We start from the raw sequence: 4,399 nt of genomic DNA on the forward strand, positions 1-4,399 counted from the left end.
CCGGGAAAGCCGTAAATCAGGTTGGCCAAAATGGCTTGGGGTAAATGCCAGAGAAGATTGATTAGTCTTTGAGGAATCAGTTGTCTTAATTTTTGGAAAGACATTAGTCTATTTTACACTACTACTGAGTTTCCGGCAGGATGTTAAAGTGGTTTAAAAGATCCTGGGCGAGAGAAAACCAGAGAGGCGCAGCGGTTTCCGAGGCCCACTGAGAAGAAGAGGGATCTTTTAAGGTCACCAACATAACAAATTTAGGGTTATCAGCTGGAGCAAAGCCGATAAAAGACGCATTAGTGGCGTTAGTGGCGTACTTACCGCCGACAGCCACCTGGGCGGTGCCGGTTTTACCGGCTATCTGATAGCCTTTAACATTAGTCCATTTAGCTTCGCCGGATTCAGCCGCCGCTATCATCATCTGGGTGACTAACTTGGCGGTTTCCGGAGAGATAATCCGGCGTTTAACCTTAGTCGCTACGTTAATTTCACGGTCACTACTTAAAACTTTATCCACTACTCTGGGTTGAACTAACTGCCCGCCATTAGCAATCGCGGCCACCCCTTGCAATAGCTGCATACCGGTGGCTAAAAATCCCTGGCCAAAGCTGGCCGTGGCTAAATCCACATAAGTCCAGTTTTTATCCGACTTAGGGTCAGGGGTGGCCTCATCCTGAAGATCAATGCCTGTTTTTTCACTAAAACCAAATTTTTTAAAATACTCTAGAAATTTAGGCAAACCGAGTTTTTGACCAATAAAAACCATGCCGACGTTGTCAGAATGGACCAAAATATCCGTCATAGAAGAGTTAGGATAATATTTATTGTCCCAGGTATTAATAAAATACTTGTCAATTTTGACCGGACCGGAGCAAATATCACAAATTGTTTCCGGTTTAATCGCGCCCGCATCTAAGGCACTGGCCATAACAAATATTTTAAAAATTGAACCAGGCTCAAATGCCTGAGCAATGACCGGATTCAAATACATTTGCGGATCATAACGGTAAAAAGTGCCGGGATCGTAACCGGGCAAAGAAGCCATGGCTAAAATGGCACCGGAATAGGGGTCCATTACGGCTACCGAACCGGCTTTGGCACCATAAACCTGTAAAGCTCGCTGTAATTTTTTTTCCACTAAAAACTGCAAACCCCGATTTAAATTAAGCTTTAAATCCCGACCGTCCTTTTTTTCCTGCTGTTGCCAATCTCCGGTTAAAATGGGCTGGTTTAAGGCGTCTTTCTCCTGTTTGAGGATTCCCGGCCGGCCGGCCAACTCAGTTTGATAATAACCTTCAAGGCCATATTGACCAAGCTCTTTGCCTTCGCTATTATCACCCACAAAACCTAATAAGTGCGCGGCCATGGAGGCTTCCGGATAAAGCCTGACTGATTCGTCTTCAAAAAAAAGCTGATCGCCTAATCCTAAAGACTCTAAGGCTGTTTTTTGCGTCAGGGCTAGTTTGCGGCTAAGCGGTATCCAAATTAAGCGATCATTATTCAACCGCTCATTAAGAATTGCCTCAGTTTCTTTAATTTTAGCTGAAGGAGTAGCGGAAAAGCTGAGAGAATCTGCCAGGATTGGTGCCAGCTTTTGCGATAAATCCGGATTAAAAGTACTTTTTCCCCTAATTAAGTAGCTGAAATAAGCGGGTTTGTTGGTAACTAAATAATTATTATCGGAGGTAAAAATTTGACCGCGGCGGGCTGGCAACTCAATCGTACTCTGCTGTTGGGTCTGGGCTAAAACCGCTAGTTCATCTCCGGCCAAAACTTGCCAGTAAAACAACCGGCCAATCAATAAAATTCCGGTTAAAGCAAAAAAGAAACTAATTAGATTTAGCCGCCAATTTCCAGTCATGGTTTAGGTATTTAACTTGCGGCTTATCAGTAAATCCCTGCTTAAAAGCTTGCTCGCTAATGGTAATTAAACCGCCGATGTTTTGTGATAATTCACTCTTAAGGATAGAGTTATCCTGAATAATTTTATCGGTTTCCGCTTGTAAACTTTCCAGATTTTTACCCCAGGTGGCCGAACGATTGGAAACAATGATTTTAGCCAAACTGCTAGCCAAAACTAAGCCTAAAGACAATATCAGGCAGAACCGGCACTTCCGGCTTAATTTTTGGTAGGCTTGTTTTTCTGATTTGGTCATAATTTAATTGCCACTCTTAATTTGGCGCTGCGTGAGCGCGGATTAGCCAGAATTTCTTCCCGACCCGGCTTAACCGGGTGCTTGTATAAAATTTTTAAATTTTGATTATCTTTCATAAAGTTTTTAACAATCCTGTCTTCAAGTGAGTGAAAGCTGATGACGGCTAACCGACCGCCGGGCTTTAAAAGCGCCACTGCTTGAGGCAAAGCGGCTTTCAGGTTGTTTAGTTCGTCGTTAACAGCAATCCGCAAGGCCTGAAAAACCTTAGTGGCCGGGTTAATCCGTTGGTAACGGCCGCCAACCGCTTCTTTGACTATTTTCACCAACTGAGCAGTGGTGGTAATCGGCTGTCTGGCCCGGCTGTGAACGATTTCATCGCTGATGGCTAAAGCACGCGGCTCTTCACCTAGTTTTTGAAAAAGCTCATTGAGTTCGCCTTTATTTAAGCCGTTGACTAAATCGGCGGCGGTGACGGCTAAGTCCGGGTCGGCACGCATATCCAAAGGGCTGTCTTGCAAAAAGGAAAAACCTCTTTGGTCATCGGCCAATTGGTCGCTGGATAGCCCTAGATCAAACAGAATGCCGCTGAAAGCACTTATCTGCCAATCTTTGGCTGCGGCTTCCAGTTGGCCAAAGTTCCGCTTGGTGAGCTTAAAATCAGCTCCTGGACAGGAATGGAGCCGATTTCTGGCCCGCTCAAGCGCGGCCGGATCAACATCCAGGCCGAAAACCCGACCGCCTCGCTTAACAATCTCAACGGCGTGACCGGCTGAACCGATAGTCGCGTCAAGATAGGCCTCACCGGGCTTAACTTGCAGGCTGTCAATCACTTCATGTAAAAGAACTGGTTGATGGAGATAGTTGTCGGTCATTGAATGGCGGACAGTTTTTCTCCAAGTTGACTGATATTTTTACTTAAGTATTTTTCGTAATCTGTCCACTTGGCCTCGCTCCAGAGCTCCACCCGGTTGCCGACGCCGATAAAGACAACTGACTCATTAATCCCGGCGTAGTTTCTTAAATATTTAGGGATAATAAAGCGGCCCTGACTGTCCAGTTCGACTTCAAAAGCCGAACCCAATAAAAACCGGTCAGTGGCCCGGGCCGGCTCAAGCGTGAGTTTCCGGTTAGTGACTTCGCCGATGACTTTAGCCCAATCTTTAGGGGCGACAATCATTAAAGAGTTTTCATAACCGGCAGTAACGATTAATTTGGCTCCCAAAACAGTCTTAAATTTAGCCGGTAAGGCGACTCTACCCTTAGGGTCTGCTTTAGTTGTATAATGGCCGATAAGCATAAAGATTCACCACTTTCCCCCACTTTTTTCCACTTTGATATAGTTTTAGTATGTTTTCACGACCATGTCAACACAAAGAAAGAGCGAAGAAGAATACCAAAATTAGCAGATTTTTGAAGTGTTGTGGAAGATGACGAAAAAGATTAATGAGCCAGCGGGCGGAAGTTAATTTCCAGTACTGAATCAAATGCCGCAGCCAGTTTTTGGAGAAAATGCACGCTGGGATTTCCCCGACCAGTTTCCAGGCGGGAAATAACTGACTGCTTTGTTTTTAATTTAGCCGCCAGTTTTCTCTGAGTAATTCCTTTTTTCATTCTAGCTTCAATCATCGCCCGAATGACGGTAAATTCCGGCTGAAGTTTTTCGTACTCACGACGGAATTCAGGATTTTTTAAATCTTCCTGAAGTACTTTTTTAAAACTAATTAATTTTAATTTAGCCATATAGCATATATGCTATATTATTTGTTTAACTCTGTCAAGTGCTACCTTAATCTCCCTTGGAGGAATCTTTTGCGACTTTTTCTTGAAAAGATGAACTAAATAATAATTGCCTTTAACAAAGGTGTAAAAAATTCTGTAAGAATCTTGACCTCTAATTCTTAATTCGAATAAATTTGCTTTTATTTTCTTACATAGTGGTGGCTTAATAAAAGGTCCATACTTTTCCAGAAAACCGATTGCAGATTCAATTCTAGATCTATCTTTTATCGACAATTTTACAAGATCTTTGTAAACCTTAACTAATAGAATTGCTCTCCAGGGCATCAAATAATTGTAACACTTTTAAATCTTGAGTTTTTCGACAGCGACGCCGGCGAGAACAATTAACACACCGCCAACAATTTAAATTTCTGGCTCAGAGTCAGTTATTTCACCACTACGAAAGTGCCTAGACCGATGGCCGGGGCACTGATTTGGCCGTCAGTAAGAGCGGATTTTAACTCACTCCA

General features: G+C 43.5%; 6 protein-coding genes. All 6 read right to left on the bottom strand.

Going from position 1 to position 4,399, the window contains the following annotated elements; all coding sequences use genetic code 11:
* Nucleotides 1–121: 121 nt before the first annotated feature.
* A complete protein-coding gene (locus tag NTZ93_00380; GenBank protein ID MCX6816322.1) occupies nucleotides 122–1,855 on the bottom strand; it encodes a penicillin-binding protein 2 in 1,734 nt (577 codons plus the stop codon).
* The gene (locus NTZ93_00385; protein ID MCX6816323.1) at nucleotides 1,824–2,150 is read right to left on the bottom strand and encodes a hypothetical protein; all 327 of its coding nucleotides are present in this window, start codon (nucleotides 2,148–2,150) and stop codon (nucleotides 1,824–1,826) included. Before NTZ93_00385 ends, NTZ93_00380 begins: the two co-directional genes overlap by 32 nt.
* A complete protein-coding gene (rsmH, locus tag NTZ93_00390; protein MCX6816324.1) occupies nucleotides 2,147–3,022 on the bottom strand; it encodes a 16S rRNA (cytosine(1402)-N(4))-methyltransferase RsmH in 876 nt (291 codons plus the stop codon). The genes NTZ93_00385 and rsmH overlap by 4 nt, the downstream gene beginning before the upstream one ends.
* On the bottom strand, nucleotides 3,019–3,447 hold the full coding sequence (gene mraZ, locus NTZ93_00395; GenBank protein ID MCX6816325.1) for a division/cell wall cluster transcriptional repressor MraZ: 429 nt from the start codon (nucleotides 3,445–3,447) through the stop codon (nucleotides 3,019–3,021). The genes rsmH and mraZ overlap by 4 nt, the downstream gene beginning before the upstream one ends.
* A 143-nt stretch (nucleotides 3,448–3,590) precedes the next feature.
* Nucleotides 3,591–3,890: a helix-turn-helix transcriptional regulator gene (locus NTZ93_00400; protein MCX6816326.1), complete on the bottom strand. Its 300-nt coding sequence runs from the start codon at nucleotides 3,888–3,890 to the stop codon at nucleotides 3,591–3,593.
* Nucleotides 3,891–3,902: 12 nt separating this feature from the next.
* A complete protein-coding gene (locus NTZ93_00405; protein ID MCX6816327.1) occupies nucleotides 3,903–4,214 on the bottom strand; it encodes a type II toxin-antitoxin system RelE/ParE family toxin in 312 nt (103 codons plus the stop codon).
* Between the last annotated feature and the right edge of the window lie 185 nt (nucleotides 4,215–4,399).

The sequence above is a fragment of the Candidatus Beckwithbacteria bacterium genome (genome assembly GCA_026397255.1).
In the GTDB taxonomy this organism is placed as follows: domain Bacteria; phylum Patescibacteriota; class Microgenomatia; order UBA1400; family CG1-02-47-37; genus JAPLVF01.

Bases quoted from the DNA above. Each gene is read 5' to 3' on its own strand.
- NTZ93_00405 (MCX6816327.1), bottom strand. From the start codon at position 4,214: ATGCCCTGGAGAGCAATTCTATTAGTTAAGGTTTACAAAGATCTTGTA.
- NTZ93_00380 (MCX6816322.1), bottom strand. From the start codon at position 1,855: ATGACTGGAAATTGGCGGCTAAATCTAATTAGTTTCTTTTTTGCTTTA.
- rsmH (MCX6816324.1), bottom strand. From the start codon at position 3,022: ATGACCGACAACTATCTCCATCAACCAGTTCTTTTACATGAAGTGATT.
- mraZ (MCX6816325.1), bottom strand. From the start codon at position 3,447: ATGCTTATCGGCCATTATACAACTAAAGCAGACCCTAAGGGTAGAGTC.
- NTZ93_00400 (MCX6816326.1), bottom strand. From the start codon at position 3,890: ATGGCTAAATTAAAATTAATTAGTTTTAAAAAAGTACTTCAGGAAGAT.
- NTZ93_00385 (MCX6816323.1), bottom strand. From the start codon at position 2,150: ATGACCAAATCAGAAAAACAAGCCTACCAAAAATTAAGCCGGAAGTGC.